At 67.6% G+C, this 1,137-nt stretch carries 1 protein-coding gene; it reads right to left on the reverse strand.

Features of this window, described 5'->3' with window-relative positions:
• Nucleotides 1–1,014 (reverse strand): 4-aminobutyrate--2-oxoglutarate transaminase (locus LQV45_RS34580; RefSeq protein WP_230012424.1); only part of this gene is annotated, 1,014 nt, incomplete at its 3' end.
• Nucleotides 1,015–1,137: the final 123 nt, after the last annotated feature.

Consider the following 1,137-nt stretch of genomic DNA (forward strand, 5'->3'; position numbering starts at 1 on the left):
CGCCGCCAGCGCTGCTGCGCACGCCACCGGGTTGCCGCCGTAGGTGCCGCCGAGGCCGCCCGGGTGGACGGCGTCGAGGAGATCGGCGCGGCCGGTGATGGCGGAGAGCGGCATGCCGCCGGCGATGCCCTTGGCCATGGTGATGATGTCCGGGACAACACCTTCGTGGTTCACGGCGAACCATTCACCGGTGCGGCAGAAGCCGGACTGGACCTCATCGGCGATGAACACGATGCCCTTGTCCTTGGCCCAGTCCGCCAGCGCGGGCAGGAACCCGTCGGCGGGGACAATGAAGCCGCCCTCGCCCTGGATCGGTTCGATGATGATCGCGGCAACCTGCTCGCCGCCAATCTGCTTCTCGATCATGGTGATGGCGCGCTTGGCAGCCTCGGCACCGGTGATCTCCGGGTTTTCCTCGCGGAACGGGTAGCTCATCGGCATGCGGTAGACCTCGGGCGCGAACGGGCCGAAGTTGGTCTTGTACGGCATGGCCTTGGCGGTCAGCGCCATGGTCAGGTTGGTGCGGCCGTGGTAGGCGTGGTCGAACGCGACGACGGCGTCCCGGCCGGTGGCCAGGCGGGCCACCTTGACGGCGTTTTCGACCGCCTCGGCGCCGGAGTTGAACAGCACCGTGCGCTTTTCGTGGTCGCCCGGGGTGAGGCGGTTCAGCTGCTCGGCAACGGCGACATAGCCCTCGTACGGCGTGACCATGAAGCAGGTGTGGGTGAAGTGCTCCACGGCTTCCTTCACGGCGCCGACGACGGCGGGGTCCGAGGCGCCGACGCTCGTCACGGCGATGCCGGAGCCGAGGTCAATGAAGGAGTTGCCGTCGACGTCGTGGATGATGCCGCCGTCGGCGTCGGCCACGAAGACCGGGACGCTGGACGCGACGCCAGCGGCGACGACCGCCTTGCGGCGTTCGGTCAGGGCGACGGACTTGGGGCCCGGGAAGTCGGCCTGGACGCGGCGCTTCTGCTCGAGCCGGTAGGTGATGTCATGTGCGGTGGTGGTCATGGGAAGGCCTTCCTAAGCGTGCGGTTGAGGCGCGCGAGTTATGCGTCAGGTTGAGTTAGCAGCGTCTGCATTATGCGTCTGCGTTATGCGTCGAGCGCACTCATGACGTGCTTGATGCGGGTG

The sequence above is a fragment of the Microbacterium sp. Bi128 genome (assembly GCF_918698205.1).